This is a genomic window from Pseudomonas frederiksbergensis, from assembly GCF_003732665.1.
GTDB lineage: Bacteria > Pseudomonadota > Gammaproteobacteria > Pseudomonadales > Pseudomonadaceae > Aquipseudomonas > Aquipseudomonas frederiksbergensis_G.
In genome coordinates this window covers 1-297 of the sequence record NZ_MOBP01000192.1, presented here as the reverse complement: position 1 = coordinate 297, position 297 = coordinate 1, and the positions used below count along the sequence as shown (strand labels likewise).

1 protein-coding gene is annotated in these 297 nt (G+C 63.3%); it reads right to left on the bottom strand.

The window, feature by feature from the left end:
- Positions 1-297, bottom strand: a 297-nt coding sequence (locus tag BK665_RS33770) for a phosphopantetheine-binding protein (RefSeq protein WP_148053303.1), incomplete at both ends; no start/stop codon positions are given.

The window sequence follows — 297 nt, the reverse complement described above, 5'->3', positions numbered from 1 at the left end:
CTTGACCCGAGTCACCCCCTGAGCCACCAACAGGGAGTGGCCGCCCAGCTCGAAGAAGTTGTCGCTCATGCCCACCCGATCCAGCTTCAGCACATCGGCCCAGATCGCCGCGATCTGCTGCTCCAGTTCGCTCTGCGGCGCCACATAGACCTGCTGCATCTGCTGGGCGTCGACCTTGGGCAGGGCTTTGCGATCGAGCTTGCCGTTGGGGGTCAGCGGCAACGCTTCGAGGAACAGCAGGTAGGCCGGCACCATGTAGTCCGGCACGTGTTCCTTGAGTGCCGTCTTGAGGCTTTC